The sequence below is a fragment of the Natrinema sp. H-ect4 genome (assembly GCF_041894845.1).
Classification (GTDB): Archaea; Halobacteriota; Halobacteria; order Halobacteriales; family Natrialbaceae; genus Natrinema.
On sequence record NZ_JBHDYC010000001.1, the window covers coordinates 196471 to 216736 of the forward strand.

Consider the following 20266-nt stretch of genomic DNA (forward strand, 5'->3'; position numbering starts at 1 on the left):
AGGTCAGGATTTGGATACAGCAACAATACTGTCGGTACGGGATGATGCATTCACCGCAGTCGTATACTCGAGCAACGGACGGACCAATTAGGGATCTATCTCCATCGGTGCAGTTCGCTCGGACAGTTCCGCGCTGACGAGAGCGGCGTGACTCCGCCGGAGTCGTTCCGAGAGCGCCTGATGTGAGACGTCGAGCTCCGCGGCCAACTCCTTGAGCGTCACCCCCCTCGGGATGTCGAAGTAGCCGAGTTCGTGCGCCTTGCAGATCGTCTCGTACTGCGTTTCGGTCAGGGGTGTTTGCGCGCTCGCGAGATCGTCGATACCGCTAATTCGGGTGACGACGGCCTGGTACTCGTATTGCTCAAACAACTCGTGACACGTCGACACCGATTCCCGATCGTCGAACAGTAACTTCAGCATCCACCGCCCGTTCGCTCCTCGAGCCGTCAGGATCGCGCCGTCGGTCTCGGTGACGATCTGTTCGAGCAGTTTCACGCCGTCTCCGAACTCAAGTCGGAACAACCAGCGATCGTTCTGGCCGGGCGTCACTCCGTCGTCCGCCGCGGACTCATCAGCGTCGTCGGCGATGCTCGCGATCACGTCGACCGACGGATCTGCCTCGAGCGCCTGCTCGACCGTCTCGCGGTCCGGGCCGTTCGTCCAGACGAGCGGCGACGACCCACCGATCATCCCGCCGACCTGAAACTCGAACGTCGACACTCGATCGAACGTCCGGGCGAAGCCGAGTCGCGCAGCCGGAATCTCGAGTTCGACGACTGTGGTCATCACCGAAGTCCACCACGAAGACGTATAGACGGGTTTGGTTTCCGGTAGCCTTTCCCGCCACCCAATTCCGATGACTATCGCTTCCGTCGGACTCTCCAATCCGCTAATTAGTTGCTGTTGTGGGGGATCCGCGTGTAATCAGTCGATTTTACGATCGTCACGCCCGATTCGCGAGACGAGGACCACCGCCTCAGTGCCGAATTTTCGGGCCGATGAAACGGCCGAACGGAATCGAGGCGGATTCCGAGAGCGTTCTCAGTTCCTGTAATTCTCGAGTAGCTACAAGTATGAGGGAATCGTCGTTCCACCCGGCCAACGGGAAACTCTGGCCGACAGGGAATGCAGGCCGTTCGGCGTTATTCTTCACGTGAGGCGCGTTCTACCGCCGAAGCCGTGCGATAGGAGTGTCTCCGTCGCAATCGAACTCGACCAGTCCGTCCGCCTCGAGATCGGTTACTATCCCCTCGAGCCACTCCCGTCCGTACTCGCCGTCGGGGGTGTAGTCGACGCGAATGCGGTGACCGAGGGTATCCACGTCGAGTTCGTCGTACTCTCGGAGAGTGGCGATCACGCGGCCGCGAAACTGCCGGCGGCTCCCCTCGAAACTCGGCTGCGTGGGCACGTCGGGCGCGGTAAAGTCACCGGTCGCGTAGGCCCCACACCACTCGCGCCACGGACAGCCCGCCTCGTCACAGCGGGGTGTCTGCTCGCAGGCGACGCCGCCGAGTTCCATGATCGCGTTGTTCCAGACTCGAGATTTGTCGTCGGGCATGAGTTCGCTCGCGGCTTCCTCGAAGACTGCGTCGTCGTCCGGCACGTCGAAGGCGCGGTAGAGGACGCGCTTGACGTTCGTGTCGACGACGGCGTCGCCGTCGTTAAAGGCGAAGCTCGCGACCGCGTTGGCGGTGTACGGACCGACGCCCATCAGTTCCTGCAGTTCCTCGGGCGTTTCGGGGAAGCCGCCGTCGTACTCCTCCTGAACCTGACCGGCGGCCTCGTGGAGATACTTCGCCCGGTTGTTGTACCCGAGACTGTGGTCCGTCCAGAAGCCCACGACATCGGCGCGATCGGCGTCCGCCAGTTCGGCGGTCGTCGGCCAGCGCTCGAGAAATTCCTCCCAGGCCTCGACGACGCGGCCCAGTTGGGTCTGCTGGCTCATCACCTCGCTGACGAGGATTTCGTAGGGATCGTTGGTTCGCCGCCACGGGAAATCGCGGTGGTCGTCCTCGTACCACCCGATCAGCGCCTCGCGAACGGCCGCCGGGTCGTCGGGCAACGCCCACTCGTTGGTCGATGCCTCAGCATCACTCATCGGTTCCGCTAGCGACTGCGACACCTTACTGGTGGCGGTCCGGACCGACTCGACTGTGTCCGCAAAACAGGTCCCACCAGACCGACCACGAAAGGTCTATCCGACGCGCTCGAGTCCTCTCCCCTATGAGCCTCGATGATCTCACCGACGAAGTGACGGACTCCTACACCGGTATCGGCGACGACCTCACCGTCTCGCTGGATCGCGAAACGCGCAACGAACTCGCACTGCTCGAGACAGCCCTCGAACCCGAGGAGACGGACGAACTGGTTCGCCGGGCGATCCACATGCTCTTTCAGTCGACCGTCGACACCGGGAAACTCGACTTCCAGCTGCGGTCGGCCTACGACGTGACCTACGACGAGTATCTCTCCGGAATGACGTTCGAGGAGATGACTGGTGCGGATCAGTATCCGTCAATGGACGACGAGCGACGCTACCAGTTCTGACGGCCGTATCCCGCTTGCGACCGATCTCCGCTCTGCGATACCGGTTCGAGGTGTATTACTATGCGTTCTAGTCCCATTGTATTATTCAACCGTCATAATAGGCGAGCTTATACACGTCCAGTTCTTCGATTTATGTATGGCAATAAGTCAACGTTCGCTCGAAACTGAATATCAATGCCCGGACTGTTCGGGGACACTTGCGACTCGCTACGACTCGCTCGCTTGTGACGATTGCGGCTACACGCCGCGTCACGGCGCTGACTAAAGCGATCACTGCTGTCGAGAGAATCGAACCGAAAACCGACCGCCGACTGCTTTTCCCGTGTCGCTTCGTTGCTCAAGCGTCGCCGCGTCCCGATCGTTGTACCGGGTTCCCGGCGCAACGGCGACCGTCCGACGATTGCACCGTCACCGACTGACAGCAGTCCGTCTCAGTCGTCGATGGGAGCCGCGCTCGAGAGCGCTTCGTCGATGTCGGCCTCGGCCATCTTCTCGACTAAGGCGTCGATCACTTCCTCGCGCTTGCCGGTGACGAACTTGATCGAGCCGACGACGAGGTGGCCGCCGCCGGAGACGCCGCCGCCCGCGATTTCGGCCTCGAGTTCCGAGACCATGTTCGGAATGTCCAGTCGAACGCCATCGGAGCGCAGGACGGCGAAGTCCGGGCCGTAGCCGACCGTAATGACCGGGTCGCCGGTCTCCTCGATCTTGCGGTCGTGGATCTCGCCGGTGGTCTTCCCCGGCGCGGGGTAGGTAAAGCGGTGGGCGTAGTTCTCGACATCGATCCGGTAGAGGTGGGCACCGTTTGCGAGCGTCTCGTGCTCGAGATGGGGCATCGCGGCGTCGAGTTGCTCGTCGACTTCCTCGCGACCGCGATCGGCGAAGAAATCGACGAGGTCGCGGTGGCGCTGTTCATCGTCGCTGTCGACCTGCAGTAGGTCCTGAATCAGTTGGTCGCCGGAGTTATAGCGCAGCCAGAAGGCGGCGTAATCCAGCGCCTCGCTGACGTTCTGGAGACGGTCCTCGTCGTACCCCTCCTCGGCGGCGAGATCGATGTAGTCGTCCATCGCGTCGGCCTTTGATCGATCCGAGAGTCCGGCGACGGCAGGGACGTGGCGGAGTTCGTCGCCCAGATCGGGGTAGATCATCCGCGCGAGTTCGACGCAGAGCATCCCCGTCGTGATTCGGTAGTCCTCGTCGTGGAGGTACGGATTGACGTGGGCGTCGAGCAGGTCCTCGACCGCGTCCGGATCGGGGTGGTGGTGGTCGACCGTGACGATCGGGATGTCGTAGTGGGCCAGCGTCTCGTAGGCTGGCACGTCCTCGGCCGTCGAGCCGTTGTCCAGCATGAGGAGGAGCGGCAGTTGCTGGCCGTGTTTCTCGCGGTCCTCGAGCGCGAAGTTCAGGTCTCGGGTGGCGTCTTCCATCTCGTAGAAGGGAGCCTTCGCGGGGAGGCGCTTGATGAGGTGGCGCGGCGCGTTCGCGTCCTCGTGAACCTCGGCGATGAACCGCTGGAGCGCGATCTGGACGGGGACGGCGGCGCACATGCCGTCGCCGTCAGCGTGGTGGCGCACGCGGATCGGACGCCCCTCGAGCACCGTCCGGCGGAGCAGTTGGGCGACTTCCTCGAGGTCGGGCCGAAGTTTCTCGAACGCCGGCCAGTCGATCAGCGGGTCAACATCGTGGGGTTCGGCGCGGGCTTCGAGGGCGACCTCAAGGCGGTCGCGAGCCTCGGCGGCGTCCTCGTCCTCGAGTTTCGAGAGGCCGTCGACCTCGATCTGGACCGAGCCTTCGCGGTGTTCCGGCGTTCCCGTCACGCGGACGACGTCGCCGACTTCGATAGTGGGGTAGGCGCGGACGCCGGCCTCCTCGAAGGCGGCGCAGGGAACGACGCCGTTCTCGTCGGCGACGTGGAAAATCGTCGGCCCGCCGGTCTGTTTGACCTGCGTCACGACGCCCTCGAGGTGGATCTGTTCGCCCACGGTCGCCTCGAGACGGTCGGTTCCGGTCAGGGAGTAGTCGTGAGAGACCGTCTCGAGCGCGTAGTCGTCGATGTCGACCGGCTCGAAGGCGAGGTCACCGTTCTCGCGGATGCTTTCGAGTGTGACGACGAGTTCGTCGCCGACGCCGTAGGTGCCCTCGAGAACAGATTCGTGGACGAGTCCGGAGACTGAGTCGGAGAGATCGACGAAGACGCCGTAGTCGACGATGCCGTTGATCTCGGCGAGATAGGAGCGACCGGTCTCAACGTCGTCAGCGGTACAATCGGGAGCGAGATCGTAAACGACGGAATCCCCGTCGTCTGCGCCGGGTTCCCCGGCGGAGTCACGCGTCATCTTGAGTTGCAGTTTGGGGGTGGTCGCGTATAACCCTTGTCAAGAGGGGATGTCGACTCGAGTCGGTAGCCGAGCGCGACGGCCTCGTTCCGAAAGATGGGATTCCGGTCGACGAATAGGAGTATACTGGAGGGTCGAGGCGAACGGGCGCATCGGAACGTTTAGCAACCGCAAGGCCGCAGGTGGGTGTATGGGGCTGTTCGACGCGCTGTTCCGCTCGAGCGAGATCCTCGGTATCGCCGAGGAGACCCTCGAGTTCGCCCTCGAGTCCTCGGAGGCGACCCACCCGAACGAGTACATGGGGTTTCTCCGGGGGACTGAGGCCGAGCACCTGGACCTGGATCGGGAGGGCCTTGTCATCACGGATATCCTCGTGGTGCCCGGCACCGAGTCCAACAGCGTCAGCGCGACTGTCAAGACGAACCAGATTCCCAACGACGTGAAGGCATTGGGGAGCATTCACTCCCATCCCAACGGCGTGATCCGCCCGAGCAACGCGGATCTGGACACGTTCGGTCGCGGGAGTGTTCACGTCATCATCGGTGCGCCCTATCGCCAAACGGACTGGAAGGCGTTCGATTCGCAGGGCGAGCCGACCCAACTCACCGTGATCGACGTCGACCTCCCCGAGACCGAGGACTTCTTCGATTTCACGCAGGCGGATATCGACGAGGAACTTCGACGATGAGACCCGCTATACTCGAGACGATGCTATCAGTGACTACTGCACCGATTACGACGGGATCGACACGGAAGGCGCCCGCCGCCGAACGGGGGGCGATGGGGCGATGACGCGGACAGTCATCGCCCAGGGAACGTTCGACATCCTCCATCCCGGCCACGTCCACTACCTCGAGGCGGCCGCCGCAATGGGCGATGAACTGTACGTCATCGTCGCCCGCAAGGCGAACGTCGACCACAAGGAGGCGCCGATCTGCCCCGCGACGCAACGGCGGGACGTCGTCGGCGCGCTCGAGGCCGTCGACGAAGCGATACTCGGCCACGAGGAGGACATCTTCGTCCCGATCGAAGAGATCGATCCCGACGTGATCGCGCTCGGCCACGACCAGCACCACGACGACGAGGCCATCGCGGCCGAACTCGAGCGCCGCGGGATCGGCTGTTCGGTCCGCCGGGCGAGCGCGCTGGAATCGACCGACGACGAGCAACTGCTCTCGACTCGACTGATCATCGATCGGATCCTCGAACGACGCGCGTAAGCGGTCGCTCGAGCGGAATCGGTCGTCCGATCGAACGGAGACGGCCGTCTCGAGTCGCGGCCGGTGTGCTGGTCCCGTTCAGTTTTCGAGGATGACCGGCGGCGGGAGCCGGAGCGAATCGACCGTGTGTCCCGTCTCCACGAAGTGTTCGATCGCCTTTTCCGAGACCTCCGCTTCAGTGTAGCCGTCGTCGGTGCTGATCTGCCAGTCACACTCGAGGCAGTACTTCCTCATCGGTCGGTCTAGCTGGTAGTCGATCACAAAGGCGGGAAAGACTCGTGCAGGAAAGCGAAGGGAGTGGCGAAACCGTCACCCGGGCGGGTGAACCGATGCGACCGGCCGGGCACGTCCCCCGATCAGTCCTCTTTGACGCCGGGGTTGGTCACGGCACCGTTGGCGGCCGACCCGAAGTCACGACCGAACTTCGCCAGGACGCCGGTCTCGTAGTTGGGTTCGGGCCGGTCCCACTCCTCGCGGCGCGCCTCGAGTTCCTCGTCGCTGACGTCGACCGCAAGGGTTCGGTCGGCGATGTCGATGGTGATCACGTCGCCGTCCTCGATGAGACCGATGGGGCCGCCGGCGAACGCTTCGGGGGCGACATGGCCAATCGAGAATCCGCGCGTCGCGCCGGAGAAGCGCCCGTCGGTGATGAGCGCGACGTCCTCGGCGTGGCCCTGACCGGCGACCGCGCTCGTGACGCCCAGCATCTCACGCATGCCGGGCCCGCCCTGTGGCCCCTCGTTGCGGATGACGATCACGTCGCCGCTCTCGACGCGTCCCTCTTGGACGTACGCCATGGCGTTTTCCTCGTCCTCGAAGACGCGGACGGGTCCTTCGTGGTGGAGCTCGTCGTCGCCCGTGACCTTGAGGACCGAGCCGCCGGGCGCGAGGTTCCCCGTCAGGATCCGAATGGCACCCTGCTCGTCCTTCGGCTCGTCGACGGTGTAGAGGAAGTCGGCGTCGATGTCTCCGATCGCCGGCGGGTCGAGCGCCTCGAGTTCCTCGCCGATCGTGTTCCCCGTGACCGTGAGCGCGTCGCCGTGGAGCAGGTCTGCCTCGTAGAGAGCGTTCAGAACAACTGGGACGCCGCCGACCTCGTGGAGGTCCTGCATGACCCGCGTGCCGCCGGGCTGCAGGTTTGCGATCTTCGGCGTCCGCCGGCTGATCTCGTCGAACTCCTCGATGGAGAGGTCGACGCCGGCTTCGGCGGCCATCGCCAGCAGGTGGAGGACGGCGTTGGTCGAGCCGCCGATGGCGACCTGCAACGCGATGGCGTTTTCGAACGAGTCCTTGCTGAGGAAGTCGGAGGGTTTGCGCTGTTCCTCGACGACCTCGACGGCGAGTTCGCCGGCCTCGCGGGCGACCTCGTAGCGCGCTTCGTCCTCGGCGAGCGGACCGGCACTGCCCAAAGGTGCGAACCCGAGCGCCTCGGAGATCGAGGCCATCGTGTTGGCGGTGAACATCCCACCACAGGAGCCAGCGCCGGGACAGGCGTTGCGCTCCATCTCGTCGAGTTCATCGCTTTCCATCTCGCCGTCGGCGACGGCGCCGACGCCCTCGAAGAGGTTCTGGACGGTGATCTCTCGGCCCTCGTGCTCGCCGGGCATGATGGAGCCGCCGTATAGGAAGACGGAGGGAAGGTCCGTTCGGATCGAGGCCATCATCATTCCGGGCATGTTCTTGTCACAGCCGCCGATGGTGACCAGTCCGTCCATGCGCTCGCCGAAGGAGACGAGTTCGACGGAGTCGGCGATGAGTTCCCGGGAGATCAGCGAGGCCTTCATCCCCTCGGTCCCCATCGAGATGGCGTCGGAGATGGTGATCGTCCCGAACTCGATGGGCATCCCGCCGGCCTCGTCGACGCCCTCGAGCGCCGCGTCGGCGACGTCGTCCAGGTGGACGTTACACGGCGTGATGTCGGCCGCCGGATTCGGGACGCCAATCATCGGCGCGCCGAAGTCCTCGTCGTCAAACCCCATGGCGCGGAACATCGCGCGGTGTGGGGCCTTGTCCGGTCCCTCCGTCACTTCGCGGCTCCGTAGCCGCTCGTCCTTTCCGTAGTCGAACTCGTCGTCGCTGCTCATGGTCGGATCTTGCGTCGAAGGGGCATAAGTTGTCCTTTCTCGGTCAATCGTTCGTGGTGATTCGGTTCCACCGAATCGATTCGGTTCGTTGGTGGGGGTCATCGTTCGGATTGCTCGGACCGGCCGAATCAGTCGCATCGGTGCCCGCGTTCCGACCGACTCCCGCGTCAGTAACGGTCGCCGCAGAGGCTAAAAGTACTCTCGAGTCGGCGACAGACCGGGCAGTGCGTACTCGAGGTAGCCGACGAGATACGTCCAGCAGAGCCGTCCGTAGCCGACCCGCTCTTGCCGTCGAGTCGACGTATCGACGGGACAGGTATGGTCGTACGCGACGGTCCCCTCGCGGCGCAGTCGCAACGAGAGGTCGGTGTCCTCGAGGTATCCCAGGGAGTCGTCGAAGCCGCCGATCGCCTCGAACGTCGTCCGTCGCACGCTGCAGTTACATCCCGGCTGCTGGACGAAGCCGACCGGCCAACACGCGCGATACCACCAGTCCGAGAGCACGCGAAAGCACGCCCGGTGACGGAGTCCGTTCTCGAGGGGCCGGAGCGGTCCGCCGACGCCGACGACCTCGGGGGTGGCGTAGTGGCGGTAATGGCGGCGAACCCACGACGGCGGGACGACAGTATCGGCGTCCGTGAACAGGAGGACATCCCCGCTGGCGCCCGCTACACCGCGATTTCTGGCCGCCCCGGGCCCCTCCCTGCGGTCGTCGGCGAGCACCCGATCGACGGCCGGATGTGCTCGAGCGACACGAAGCGTCTCCGCACCGCTCGCGACGGTGATCACCTCGAGACTCCCGTTGAACCGCTGGGCGGCCAGCGAGTCCAGCGTTCGCTCGATTCGTGCACCCTCGTCACGGGCGGGAACGACGACGGACGCGTCGACTGTCCGCATCGTCGGTGACTGTCGGCGGCAACGACATAACCGCTGTGTCCCGTCGACTCGACCGCGTGGGCAGCGGTGACACTGTCGCGACGGTCCCAGTCGTTGCCACCGTCGAAACCCCCTTCCCGAGGGCTTTCGTAGCGGTGGATATCATCATGGCGACCGCGACCGTCAGCGCGGGTGCGCGACTCCACGTCGGCTTTCAGAACCTCTCGCTCGCTCGCGAGCGGCTCTACGGCGGTATCGGCGTCGGCCTTGCGGAGCCCCGGGTGACCGTCACGGCCGAGCCGGTCCCGACCGTCCAGGCCGACGATCCGCTCGTCCGGACGTACGCGAGCCGCGCTGTCGACATCCTCGACGTCACCGGCGTCGCGATCGACGCCGAGGAGTCCCTACCGCGCCACGTCGGCCTCGGTAGCGGGACACAGATCGCGCTGGCCGTCCTCGCGGCGACCGCGCGGGCCCACGGCCTCGAGCCTCGAGTTCGGGCCCGCGCGCCGGCGATGGGGCGGGGCGGTCGCAGCGGGGTCGGCGTTGCGACCTTCGAGAGCGGCGGGTTCGCCGTCGACGCCGGTCACCCGACGAACCGCTTTACGACCGAGCCGCCGGCGGAAGGCGACTGGACGGTGCCGCCGGTCGTCGCCCGCCACGACCTGCCCGCTGACTGGCGATTCCTCGTCGTCATCCCCGACGCGGATCCCGGCCGCAGCGGCGACGACGAGGACGCGAGCATGCGTGCGGTCGTCGAGCGAGCCGATCCAGCGATCGCCGACGAGATCGCCGGCGTCGTCACCCGAAAACTGCTGCCGGCCGCAGCCGCGGGTCGACTCGAGCCGTTCGGCGAGGCCGTCGCCGAAATCGGCCGGAAAAACGGTGCCTGGTACGCCGACGCGCAGGGCGGCGTCTTTCGGCCGCCCGCGGGCGAACTCGTCGAAGCGCTCGAGGAGTGTCAGGTCCTCTCCGGCGTCGGCCAGTCGTCGTGGGGACCGGTCGTCTACGGCGTGACCGATACCGGACACGCCGACGAGGCCGAAGCCGCGGCTGAGGACGCACTCGCCGACCACGGGCTCGAGGGCCGGGTTATTCTCGCGGAGCCAGCGGAGGGCGGGGCTCGGTACGGATTCGACGATTAACGGAGCAGGCGTTCCGAGATATCAACGGATCCCCGGTTTGAACGTGAGTGCACTCAGGACAGTTCCGGACGGGTGGAAACCGAAATATCGAGCACGTTGTGCGGGTTCGGAATCGTTACCGACAGGTGATCCAGCAGCGACGTCAGCGAAACCAGATCGCGGTCTCGATCCCACTCGAGCAGGCCCGCATCGCGAAGCACTGGTAGGTGTGCGTGCCGGAGGAGGAGATCGATATCCTGTCGTTGTTCCGGCCGAACGTCGGTCGTCGGTATTCGGTACTCGACCGCCGCGAGTTCGGTCGTCAGTCGGTAGACGGACACCGGGCCGCTGTGCGTCGTCAGGTACCGGAGCGCGTTCCGCCGCGTCGAATCGGCCAACAGCGCGTGTATCGTGTCGAGGAATTCGGGTGAGTCTACCTGCTCGAGCCGGAGTCGTTCTACCATGCTCGATCAGTGGTTTGGGACCACGATAGCCTGCCGGCCGGGCTACTCATGACCTTTATCTCAGTAGTAATGGCGTCTCTGACTATCGCGTTACGAATTTCGCGAATCCGGGCGGAGGAAAACGGCCTGAAGCACTTTGTCCACCCCGCGACGCACCCGTTCCGAGAACGCCTGCACCGAGACTCCCAGTTCGTCGGCGAGTTCCTCGTACTCCACCTCGCGTGGGACTTTGAAATAGCCCCGCTCGACGGCCAGCGAGACCGCTTCGTACTGGGCCTCCGTGAGCCCGTAGTCGTCTCCGTTAGCGTCGATGTCGGCCAGCGACGAGACGCGATTGAGCCGGTACGCGATATCGTGCTCGGTACAGTACTGATTGAAACGCGCGAGCCCCGCGTGTTCCTCGAAGCGGATCCGAAAGAGCCACTCCTCGTCGCTGTGTGCCTCGAGGATCGTCGCGTCCGTCTGCGCGATGCCGGTAATCAGCTGTTCGGCCGGATCCTCCCACTCGATCTTGTACAGCGCCCGGTCGTCGTACTCATCGAGGGCGGTGATCGATCTGACGTTCGGGCTCTCGCTCATGGCGATTTCGAACGATTGCAGATCCGATCCGTACCCCCAGATGTACGGCATGACCCGCTTGGCCGCGGGGACGACGCGTTCAATCTCGACGGAGAGGCCGGGGTACTCGGCGATAATCTGGCCGAGGAGAAACTCGTCGGCCTCGATCGATATTTCGGCGATGATAGCCATACGACCGGTACGCGCCCTACTGGCTTTGCTGATGGGGGCCGGTCGGCTCGATCCGCTCTCCGCCCGAAACTGCCACAACAGGTAACTCGGTCCGTCCGAACGGACTCGTATGGAGCGGATGCCGCTCGGAATCTCACGGCTCGACCGAACGATCGGCGGCGGTGCACCGACCGGGAGCGTCGTCCTCCTGGCCGGCGAATCCGGTGCCGGGGCGCGAGAGTTCTGTTACACGAGCGCCGCGATGAACGGGCTCGTCGACGCCGATCCCGAACTGTTCGACCTCTACTACGGCGACCTCGAGCCGGAGACGACGGTCCCCGAGGCCGTCCACTACGTCTCGTTTACGGACGAACGAAGCGCCATCGTCAGCGAGATGGAGTTCGTCATGGACGAGGAACTCGTCCGGGCGGGGACGGACGACGTCTCGTTCGTCGAACTCGCCGAGGAGTACTTCCAGCTGACGCCGGTTCCGACCGCCTGGTATGCCGAGGGGATGGCCGACATCACCGAACTCGGCTCGCACAACGAACGAACCGACGTCCTCGAAGCGCTGGGCGAGTACCTGACCGAGCACGCGACGGGCAACCTCGTCGTGATCGACTCGCTGACCGACCTCATCGCGGTGGCCGACGACCGGCTCGGGCTGTCGGACCTGACCGTCCTGCTGAAGGGGCTCAAACGAGCCTCACATCGCTGGGGCGGCGTGATTTTGTTGCTCATCAACTCGGATCTCCTCGAGCCCACGGAGCTCGGCCGAATCAAGGAAGCCACCGACGGCACGCTGCTATTCGAGTGGGAGAGCGGCGGCTCGGAGCGAGCGCGCACGCTCGTCGTCGAGCAGTTCCGCGGCGTGCTCTCCCGGCTCGAGGACGAGGACATCGTCAGGTTCGAGACCGAGATCCACGACGGCGGGTTCGATATCAGCAACGTCAGGAAAATTCGGTAGCGGTCGGCCGACTCAGCAACTGAGTTCGGACCAACGCTTATCCGACCGATCGCCCTACTAGGAGCTGATGTCGAGCCAGGACCACGACGAGGGCGATATCTCGTTTCCGTTGCCCGCCGACGTCGACGACTGGCTGACTACTGAGGCGGCTCGACGCGACGAGAGCCGAGACGAGGTCTGTCGCCGGCTGCTGACGGCAGCGCACACCGCCGCGACGGACGACGACCTGGCGGTTGCTGACCCAGACGAGCTGTCGGCCGTCCGGCGCCGGCTCGAGACCCAGCGCGAGGAGTTCACGGACCTCCTCGAGGACGTCCGCTCCCGTGTGATTCAGGTCAAACGGGAGACCGACGGAAAGGCACCGATCGATCACGACCACCCCACCGCCGCGACTGCTGACGATCTCGCGGCGGTTCGCGACGATCTCGCCGCGCTCGAGGAAACCGTCGATCGCGGGTTCGATAACTACGAGACGATTCTCGAGGGACTCCTCGAAGACACCGACGAACTCGAGGATAGATCGACGCTGCTCGCGCGGGCGGTGATCGAACTTCGAGAGCAGCGGGATGCGATCGCGGACGAACGGCGGCAGCGAGCGGCGACCGAGCGACTCCAGCGTGTGGCGAACCAACTAGGCGTTCGAACGGCGACCTGTGCCGACTGTGGCTCGAGCGTCGACCTCGCGCTGTTGACCGCCCCCGCGTGTCCTCACTGCAAAAGTCGGTTTTCGGACGTCGTGAAACGCTCGTCGATCTTCGGCTCCCACCGGCTCGAGACCGATGAGCCGCCGGCACTCGAAGGCCACATCGAGGATCCGGCAGGCTCGACGACCGACGCGGTCTTCGAGGCGATCGAGTCGGAGGCGGAATCCGAAATGAGGAACCGTGACGACGGAGACGGGACCGATATGACCGAGACCGACTCCGGAGCGACCGACCGATGACCGACGACGCGAGACGTGACGAGGGTGACGGCGACGACGCGACCGGAACGGAATTCATCCACGACGAGACTGAGAGTCCGATGATCGACGCCGATGACGACGGGTCTCAAACGGTCGATGGCGGCAAAGAGGGTAACCAGCCGGACGACGACGGCGAGGACGCGAACGGCCGATCGGATCCGCTCGAGGATCTCGCCGCGACGGTCTCCGACGACGGCCGCGAGCGCTCGAGGACGCCCGATTTCGACGACCTGTTCGATCGACACGACGCCGCCGATATCGACGGCGACCGGCTCTGGGAGCGACTCGAGGCCGATCGTATGGAAGAGTCAAGCGGTGCGGGCGAATCGGCTGCTGGAGACGGATCGAGCGGGAAAGACGGGTCGGTCGGGGAAGACGGGTCGAGCGGGAAAGACGGGTCGAGCGGGACAAATGACACGACCGAGACAGCCGACTCGAGCGGGACGGGCGAGTCGTCCGACTCGGCCGAGCCGGGTGGTGCGATCCGGCTGGCTGAGCGGGAAATACGGGAGGTCGAGAAGCGCTCGTACTGCCAGGGCTGCGAGCACTTCACCGAGCCACCCGATGTCGACTGTACTCGCGACGGAACCGATATCCTCGCCGTCACGACGATGCAGACGTTCCGGGTTGCGGACTGTCCGTTCGTCCTCGAGGACGAAGCGCTCGAAAACCGGCACTGACGACGCGGCTCGAGTGAAGTGGTGTCTTTTTGCGTGCCCAGTTCGTAGCCATCCATCATGCAGTTTTGCGACGACTGCGGTTCGATGATGAAAGCCCGCGGCGACCGCATGGTCTGTACGAACGACGACTGCGGGGCCTCGAGCGAACGTGACCGCGAGCAGGAAGACGCGTTTGTCACGACGGAGTCACAGACCGACGGCGAGGTGATCGAATCCAGCGAGGAGGCCAACTTCGAGGGGAAACCGAAGGCGACGGACATCATCTGCGACGAGTGCGGTGCCGAGGAGGCGTGGTACACGCTCAAGCAGACCGCCTCGGCCGATGAGCCGCCGACGCGCTTTTTCAAGTGTACCGAGTGTGGATACCGCTGGCGGGAGTACAACTGATTCCGTGACTCGAGCACTAATTCCGCAATTCGTCTGGTAACGCGCCCGCAGGAGGGGCGACCGGTGCCAGAGTTCTACTTCGAGCCGACGGGACGCTTCGTCGAGACCGGAGACGTCGTGCGATTCAATCTCGCGACGCCGGATCACACCGTCACCGCGTACCATCCAGGGCTCGGTCGCCAGCGTCGCGTTCCGGAGGGCATCCCGCCGTTTTCCTCGCCGGTACTTGGAACGGACGCGTTCTGGCTGTACCGCTTCGACGAACCGGGCGTCTACGACGTGCTCTGTGCGCCCCACGAGATCTTCGGCATGGTGATGCGGATCGTCGTCGGGGAACCGACCGCGGAGTTCGGCCCGGAGGGGACCGTCGAGACCGAAGGCGGTGAGATAGAGCTTCGCCCCCCGGCGCTTACCGCAGCACTGGTATACGACGATCCGATGCTGAAGCCCGCGACGATCGCGGAGCAGGGATCCATCAGCTGGGACGATCTCATGCCCGAGAGCAAACGGCTCTTGGTGGAGTTCCCCGAACCGCCGGCGGAATAGTCGGTCGAGACGCGGTTTTGCGGCTGGATCGTCGGTGGTTCGTACCGAGGCCAACTGTGACCGGCCCGATTTGAATGTGATGGGTTGCCAATGAACAAGGAATAAGCGAGAGTGGCCCGTACTGTCCGTATGGACGCGAGAGAACAGCCGGCGTTCGCCTCCGATGCCAGCAGGCGCATTTACGAGTACGTCGAACGGCACGGGACCGCCGAACGACGCAAACTACCGGACATTGTCTCCCTCCCGTCCGAAGAGTTTCGAACGTGTCTCGAGCAACTGAAATCGGACGGCTACCTCGAAGAGGAGAACGGAACGCTCCGGATCGCACTCGAGTTCGGTGCCATCGAAAAGCACGAATTGGACGAGTTTACCGTCACCGTTCGCCCCGGTCGTCAGCGGGACTTCGATGGTCTCATCGAGACGATCCGAGACGTTACGGCCGAAGAGACCTACGTCGTCGCCGAGACGATCGCCGAGCAACTCCTGTATGAAACCGCCGTTACCAGACACAACGCGGTGCAGTCCCGGCGGTTCTTCGTCGCGACTGTCGACGGGGATGTCATCGGGTGGACCCACCTCGATCTTCAGCAGGTCGATCCGGTTCGTGAAGTCGCCCGACAGACAGTTGGCGTTCGCGACACCTATCGGGGGCACGGGATCGGCAGCACGCTCCTCCAGCGAGGGGTCGAATGGGCCGAAGCGAACGGGTATCGGAAACTCTACAACAGCATCCCCGTCATCAACGAGACCGCACTCGAGTTCCTCACGGCTCACGGCTGGAATACGGAGGCGATCCGGAAGGACCACTACACGATCGACGGCGAGTACGTCGACGAAGTGATGATGGCCTACGAACTGTAACGTTGCTACCGTGACCGAGCACGGCCTGTCCCCCGGCCCTCGAATCGGGACGCAACGTTCACATCGGTCCGGACGAATCCACCGGTAGACGTATGTCTGATGGGCCGCGGCTCCCGGGCGTCGACGGCGAGGACGACGAGGATCGTATCGTCTGCCACGTCGACGCCGACTGCTTCTACGCCTCCTGCGAGCGACTGCGCGAGCCCGACCTCCGTGGCGAACCCCTCGTCGTCGGAATGGGTTACGAGGAGGGAGACACCATCGGTGCGGTCGCCACCGCAAGCTACGAGGCCCGCGAGTTCGGCGTCGAGAGCGCCCAGGCCATCTCGACAGCCCTCGAGCGCCTCCCCAGACGCACGGCGTACGAGGCCGGCGAAACGGACGACGACGTCGAGCGGGAGGAGACCGGCTACTACCGGTCCGTCGACATGGACTACTACGAGTCGGTCGCAAGTGAGGTCCGGGAGATCCTCCACGAGTGCGCCGACACGGTCCGCGAGGTCAGTATCGACGAGGCGTACCTCGACGTGACCGAACGCACCGCCTGGGAGGTTGCGGACGGCTTCGCCCGCCACATTAGGGACCGCATCCGCCGGGAGATCGGCGTCACCGTCAGCGTCGGCGTCGCTCCGACGATGAGCACAGCCAAGATCGCCAGCGATTTCGACAAACCCGACGGGCTCACAGTCGTCGAACCCGGCGAAATCCGGGAGTTTCTCGCGCCGCTCGAGGTCGACCTGCTCCATGGCGTCGGCCCCGTGACCGCCCGCGAGCTTCGGGAGATGGGCCTCGAGACGGCGGGTGACGTCGCCGCGACCGATCCCGAGCCGCTGGTCGAACGATTCGGCGAGCGCGGTCGGGAACTGTACGATCGTGCCCGCGGGGAGGACGATCGCCGAGTCGAGCCGAAAGGCGACCCCAAGAGCTTCTCTCGGGAATCCGCGTTCGCCGAGCCCGTCGAAGCGCCCGATCCGAAGTACGAACTGATCGACACCCTCGCGGCTGCCGTCGCGGATCGCGCACAGCGGGAAGGGGCGCTGTACCGGACCATCGGCGTCAAAGCCGTTACGCCGCCATATGACATCAACACGCGCGAACGATCCCTCTCCGGGCCGGTCGACGACCCGGAGCTCGTCGACCGCATCGCTCGAGACCTGTTCACCGAGTTCGAGTCCGATCCCGTGCGCAAACTCGGCGTTCGGGTGGCCAACCTCGAGTTCGTCGCCGCCGATCAGGCCAGCCTCGAGAGCTGGGAGCGGAGCGGGGACGGGTTCGAGACCGACGCGGGCGACGGGTTATCCGATGAGGAACCGGAATCGGACCCGGAACCAGCCGGCGACGACCCGTCAGCCGGGCAGTCGTCGCTCGCGGATTTCTCGTAAGCCGGCGCTCGTGGCAACGGCCGAAATACCCACGGTACTCGAGTGAGGATGATTCGGACGGAAACCGGAAAGAACACTGAAATTATAACCCCTCCCCCACAATCCCACTCACAGACGATACCATCTCCACGCTCACATGACAGATGATTTTTACGACCTTCTCGAGATCTCCTCCGATGCCTCCCAGGACGAGATCAAGGACGCGTACCGCGAACAGGTCCGGGTCTATCACCCCGACCTGAATGACGACGACCGCGCGCAGGCCCAGTTCACCGCGGTCAAGACGGCCTACGATATTCTCGGCGATCCGGTCGAGCGCCAGGCCTACGATCGGCTCGGTCACAGGGACTACGTCGCGAAACGGACTAGCGGCCTCCCCTCGCCCGACGTCTGGCAGAGCGACGAGGACGAGGAGACGGCAGACGGGACGGAGCTGAGCTATTCGGAATCGGAGACGGAATCCGCCTCCGCGTCGACCGCGTCGTCGGCGACGGCCGGCTCCGAGACGGCCGGGTCGAGCGGAACGAGCTCGAGTCGGTCGTCGACAACAGCGGGTGCTACCGGGGCGACATCGGCGGCCGGCGCGGCCTCGGCCGGGACCGCCGGAAGCACCTCAAGCGCGACCGGGGCCAGCAGTGCGACGGGAACCGGGGCCGGAACGGGGACGGGAACTCCCGGTGAGGGCGCCTCGGGGACGACGGGTCGAGCCGGTGGAACGGCTCACGGAACCGGCCAGTCGAGCGGAACTGGAACTGCGTCCGGCTCTCGATCGGAACCGACGACTCCCAATCCGCTCGTTCGCTGGTGGCGGCGACAGAACTTCTCGCTGCCGTTGATCTGGCTGTCCGTAATCGTCTACACCGTTGGTCTCGGACACTTCGCGCTCGAGAACGCCGATCCACTCGAATCACTCTGGGCCGATGTCCGCGCGACGGGCGCGGATCCATCGGAGATCTGGTCGCTGCTTTCGGAGGGGCGTCACGGAATCGAGACGGTGACGACGTTCGTCGGGGGCGTCGAGTTCGTGACACCGCCGCTCGAGCAGACGCTGTGGTACGGCGCACTGGCCGGTGTCGTCGCGCTCTCGCTGAGTGCCCTGCTCGTGACCCGCGCCGTCCGCCGGGAGGAGACATGGGGGGCAGTGACGATCAACGAGACGATCGTCGTCGCCCTCGCGGTGGCGGCCACGACGACGCTGATCGGCGGTCCCCTGCTCGCGGGGGCGGTGCTCATGCCGCTCCTGTTCGCCGTGATCATCCGCCACACGAAGCGCTTGCCCGGCTGGGCACCGTCGTATGTGTACGTGGTTCCCGTGCTCGCGCCGGCCGCCGGCTTCGGCGCTGCGGCGGCCGGTGGCGCCACGCTTCCCGTCGATCTCGCCGCGTTCGTGATCCTGCCGCTGCTCGGCGGACTGGCGCTGCCCCTGCGGACGACCGTCCGGAAACACTTCGGCCGTTGAGTTCCGGTCCCGAACGAATTCCTTCGAACAAATCCCCTCGAGTGACTGCTGTCGAGCCGGTACCCTCTGCCATCCCCCGTACCGAACGGTTAAAATGCGCCAGTAGCCAATGTGTCGCATGGCCAAATACTCGACCGGTTCGTCCGGCGGCGGTGGCGGGACGAACTGCGAACTCTGCGGTGCCGAGAGCAACTCGCTCAGGCTCGCGACGGTCGCCGGAGCCGAACTCGAGGTCTGTCCGGACTGCGCGCCACACGACGATTCGCAGACTCACGGCCGGGATCGGAACCGGGGCGGCGGCAACTCGAGCGGGAGCGGCTCGAGCGGCGGGAGCTCGAGCGACGGACCCAGCCGCACGCAGAAGGCGGCCCAGAACGTCGCGAAGGCGAACCCGGTCTGGGACGGCGACTCCGAACACTGGGAGAGCGAGGGAACCAACTACGACGACGATCAGCTCCCGTATCTCGTCTCGGACTACGGCGAGACGCTCGTCGAGGCCCGACGGGACGCCGGTCTCCAACGCGAGGAACTCGCCGACGAACTCGGCGCACCGGAGAAAGACCTCCTCGCCGTCGAACAGGGACGCGCGACGCAGGCCGGCGTCGGCGGCGGCCTGATCGAGGCCCTCGAGGAGCGACTGGACGTGACGCTCGCCGAGTAATCGATCACGTATCCGAATTCGCTGACGCGCTCGGCGAGCAGACTTTTAGTGGCGGACGACAGATTCCAACCGATGACCGGGCAACGGGCGGCGGCGGAGCCGTACGCCACGCGGTTCGAGACCGAAGTGATGTCGATCGACGGGCGGCGGGTCTGGCTCGAGCGGAGTCACTTCTACGGGGCGAGCGGCGGCCAGCCGTCCGATCGCGGGACTATCGGAGATATCGCCGTGACCGACGTCGAACTGGTTGACGGCGAGCAGGTTCACATGCTGGCCGAGGAGCCATCGTTTCGACCGGGCCACCGCGTGCTGTGTTCGGTCGACTGGTCGTTCCGAATGTACTGCATGCGAGCTCACACCGCCAGCCACATCCTCGCGGGGGCCGCGCGGCGGCTGCTCGAGGACGGCTCGTATGCCGGCCTGGATATCGGCCCGGAGACGGTCCGGGTCGACCTCGAAACGAACGCGACCGTCGACGACGAGACGCTGATCGAACTGGACGAAACGGTCAACCGCGTCATCTGGGAGTCGCGGCCGGTATCGTGGGACGACGCCCCGGTCTCGGAGGCGCGCGAGCGCGATATGCTCGCGTTCGACGCCGAGGCCGACGCGGGTGCCGTCGAGAAGGGCCGGGTCCGAGTGGTCACGATCGAGGACGAAACCGACAACCGAAGCGGGAATCGGCTCTCCGGGATGACCGGCTCGACGGATCCGTGGGACGTGACGGCCTGCGGCGGCACTCACGTCCGGAACACCCGCGAGGTCGGCCCCGTCACCGTGTTGGGCCACTCGAGTCCGTCGGCGGGAGTCTGCCGGATCGAGTTCGCCGTCGGTCCGCAGGCGATCAACCGCCGAACGGCCGAGAAACGGGCCGCCTTCGCTGCGACCGCGGCGCTAGACGTCGACCTCGAGGACGTGAGCGACGAACTCGAGCGGGCGTGAGGTGACGGCGGTCAGCGATTCTCGCTCGAGTGGACGA

The 20266-nt window shown here is 65.1% G+C and carries 22 protein-coding genes; 14 read left to right on the forward strand and 8 right to left on the reverse strand.

What is annotated here, in order from left to right; all coding sequences use genetic code 11:
• Positions 1-87: 87 nt before the first annotated feature.
• Positions 88-786: a helix-turn-helix domain-containing protein gene (locus ACEWFR_RS00935; protein ID WP_374059285.1), complete on the reverse strand. Its 699-nt coding sequence runs from the start codon at positions 784-786 to the stop codon at positions 88-90.
• A 379-nt stretch (positions 787-1165) separates the two neighbouring features.
• Entirely contained in the window at positions 1166-2098 is a 933-nt protein-coding gene (locus tag ACEWFR_RS00940) for an A/G-specific adenine glycosylase (RefSeq protein WP_374059286.1), read from the reverse strand.
• Between the two features lie 125 nt (positions 2099-2223).
• Between ACEWFR_RS00940 and ACEWFR_RS00945 the strand changes: the two genes are divergently transcribed.
• Complete coding sequence (locus tag ACEWFR_RS00945) at positions 2224-2547, forward strand: hypothetical protein (protein WP_180841645.1); 324 nt, start codon at positions 2224-2226, stop codon at positions 2545-2547.
• 431 nt (positions 2548-2978) lie between these two features.
• Here ACEWFR_RS00945 and ACEWFR_RS00950 read toward each other — a convergent pair whose 3' ends face one another.
• Positions 2979-4883 (reverse strand): DHH family phosphoesterase, encoded by a 1905-nt coding sequence (locus tag ACEWFR_RS00950; RefSeq protein ID WP_374059287.1) that lies wholly within the window; start codon positions 4881-4883, stop codon positions 2979-2981.
• 190 nt (positions 4884-5073) lie between these two features.
• Here ACEWFR_RS00950 and ACEWFR_RS00955 point away from each other — a divergent pair, with 190 nt between their 5' ends.
• Together ACEWFR_RS00955 and ACEWFR_RS00960 are read left to right on the forward strand one after the other, a co-directional pair.
• Positions 5074-5571: a Mov34/MPN/PAD-1 family protein gene (locus ACEWFR_RS00955; RefSeq protein ID WP_374059288.1), complete on the forward strand. Its 498-nt coding sequence runs from the start codon at positions 5074-5076 to the stop codon at positions 5569-5571.
• A 100-nt stretch (positions 5572-5671) separates the two neighbouring features.
• On the forward strand, positions 5672-6103 hold the full coding sequence (locus tag ACEWFR_RS00960) for an adenylyltransferase/cytidyltransferase family protein (protein WP_374059289.1): 432 nt from the start codon (positions 5672-5674) through the stop codon (positions 6101-6103).
• A 78-nt stretch (positions 6104-6181) separates the two neighbouring features.
• Here ACEWFR_RS00960 and ACEWFR_RS00965 read toward each other — a convergent pair whose 3' ends face one another.
• The 3 genes from ACEWFR_RS00965 to ACEWFR_RS00975 form a co-directional block, all read right to left on the reverse strand.
• The gene (locus tag ACEWFR_RS00965; protein ID WP_374059290.1) at positions 6182-6337 is read right to left on the reverse strand and encodes a hypothetical protein; all 156 of its coding nucleotides are present in this window, start codon (positions 6335-6337) and stop codon (positions 6182-6184) included.
• Between the two features lie 122 nt (positions 6338-6459).
• Positions 6460-8187: a dihydroxy-acid dehydratase gene (ilvD, locus tag ACEWFR_RS00970; protein ID WP_374059291.1), complete on the reverse strand. Its 1728-nt coding sequence runs from the start codon at positions 8185-8187 to the stop codon at positions 6460-6462.
• Between the two features lie 189 nt (positions 8188-8376).
• Positions 8377-9084, reverse strand: coding sequence for a glycosyltransferase family 2 protein (locus ACEWFR_RS00975; RefSeq protein WP_374059292.1), 708 nt, complete (start codon positions 9082-9084; stop codon positions 8377-8379).
• A 146-nt stretch (positions 9085-9230) separates the two neighbouring features.
• Here ACEWFR_RS00975 and ACEWFR_RS00980 point away from each other — a divergent pair, with 146 nt between their 5' ends.
• Positions 9231-10208: a beta-ribofuranosylaminobenzene 5'-phosphate synthase family protein gene (locus tag ACEWFR_RS00980; RefSeq protein WP_374059293.1), complete on the forward strand. Its 978-nt coding sequence runs from the start codon at positions 9231-9233 to the stop codon at positions 10206-10208.
• 53 nt (positions 10209-10261) lie between these two features.
• Here ACEWFR_RS00980 and ACEWFR_RS00985 read toward each other — a convergent pair whose 3' ends face one another.
• Together ACEWFR_RS00985 and ACEWFR_RS00990 are read right to left on the reverse strand one after the other, a co-directional pair.
• Positions 10262-10651, reverse strand: a complete 390-nt coding sequence (locus ACEWFR_RS00985) for a hypothetical protein (protein ID WP_374059294.1) — start codon at positions 10649-10651, stop codon at positions 10262-10264.
• 90 nt (positions 10652-10741) lie between these two features.
• Positions 10742-11401 (reverse strand): helix-turn-helix domain-containing protein, encoded by a 660-nt coding sequence (locus tag ACEWFR_RS00990; protein ID WP_374059295.1) that lies wholly within the window; start codon positions 11399-11401, stop codon positions 10742-10744.
• Positions 11402-11510: 109 nt separating this feature from the next.
• Between ACEWFR_RS00990 and ACEWFR_RS00995 the strand changes: the two genes are divergently transcribed.
• The 10 genes from ACEWFR_RS00995 (at position 11511) to ACEWFR_RS01040 (ending at position 20229) form a co-directional block, all read left to right on the forward strand.
• Positions 11511-12347 (forward strand): RAD55 family ATPase, encoded by an 837-nt coding sequence (locus ACEWFR_RS00995; protein ID WP_374059296.1) that lies wholly within the window; start codon positions 11511-11513, stop codon positions 12345-12347.
• Between the two features lie 67 nt (positions 12348-12414).
• The gene (locus ACEWFR_RS01000) at positions 12415-13290 is read left to right on the forward strand and encodes a hypothetical protein (protein WP_374059297.1); all 876 of its coding nucleotides are present in this window, start codon (positions 12415-12417) and stop codon (positions 13288-13290) included.
• Positions 13287-13991 carry a hypothetical protein gene (locus ACEWFR_RS01005; RefSeq protein WP_374059298.1) on the forward strand — a complete coding sequence of 235 codons (705 nt, stop codon included), beginning with the start codon at positions 13287-13289 and terminating at the stop codon, positions 13989-13991. The genes ACEWFR_RS01000 and ACEWFR_RS01005 overlap by 4 nt, the downstream gene beginning before the upstream one ends.
• A gap of 57 nt (positions 13992-14048) precedes the next feature.
• Positions 14049-14378 carry a transcription factor S gene (locus tag ACEWFR_RS01010; protein WP_098726624.1) on the forward strand — a complete coding sequence of 110 codons (330 nt, stop codon included), beginning with the start codon at positions 14049-14051 and terminating at the stop codon, positions 14376-14378.
• 63 nt (positions 14379-14441) lie between these two features.
• Positions 14442-14924 carry a plastocyanin/azurin family copper-binding protein gene (locus ACEWFR_RS01015; protein WP_374059299.1) on the forward strand — a complete coding sequence of 161 codons (483 nt, stop codon included), beginning with the start codon at positions 14442-14444 and terminating at the stop codon, positions 14922-14924.
• Between the two features lie 129 nt (positions 14925-15053).
• Positions 15054-15785, forward strand: coding sequence for an N-acetyltransferase family protein (locus tag ACEWFR_RS01020; protein ID WP_374059300.1), 732 nt, complete (start codon positions 15054-15056; stop codon positions 15783-15785).
• 92 nt (positions 15786-15877) lie between these two features.
• On the forward strand, positions 15878-17167 hold the full coding sequence (gene dinB / locus ACEWFR_RS01025; RefSeq protein WP_374059301.1) for a DNA polymerase IV: 1290 nt from the start codon (positions 15878-15880) through the stop codon (positions 17165-17167).
• Positions 17168-17303: 136 nt separating this feature from the next.
• Positions 17304-18626 (forward strand): J domain-containing protein, encoded by a 1323-nt coding sequence (locus tag ACEWFR_RS01030; protein WP_374059302.1) that lies wholly within the window; start codon positions 17304-17306, stop codon positions 18624-18626.
• 118 nt (positions 18627-18744) lie between these two features.
• Positions 18745-19287, forward strand: coding sequence for a multiprotein-bridging factor 1 family protein (locus tag ACEWFR_RS01035; RefSeq protein WP_374059303.1), 543 nt, complete (start codon positions 18745-18747; stop codon positions 19285-19287).
• A 72-nt stretch (positions 19288-19359) separates the two neighbouring features.
• Positions 19360-20229, forward strand: a complete 870-nt coding sequence (locus tag ACEWFR_RS01040) for an alanyl-tRNA editing protein (protein ID WP_374059304.1) — start codon at positions 19360-19362, stop codon at positions 20227-20229.
• The last annotated feature ends 37 nt before the right edge of the window (positions 20230-20266 follow it).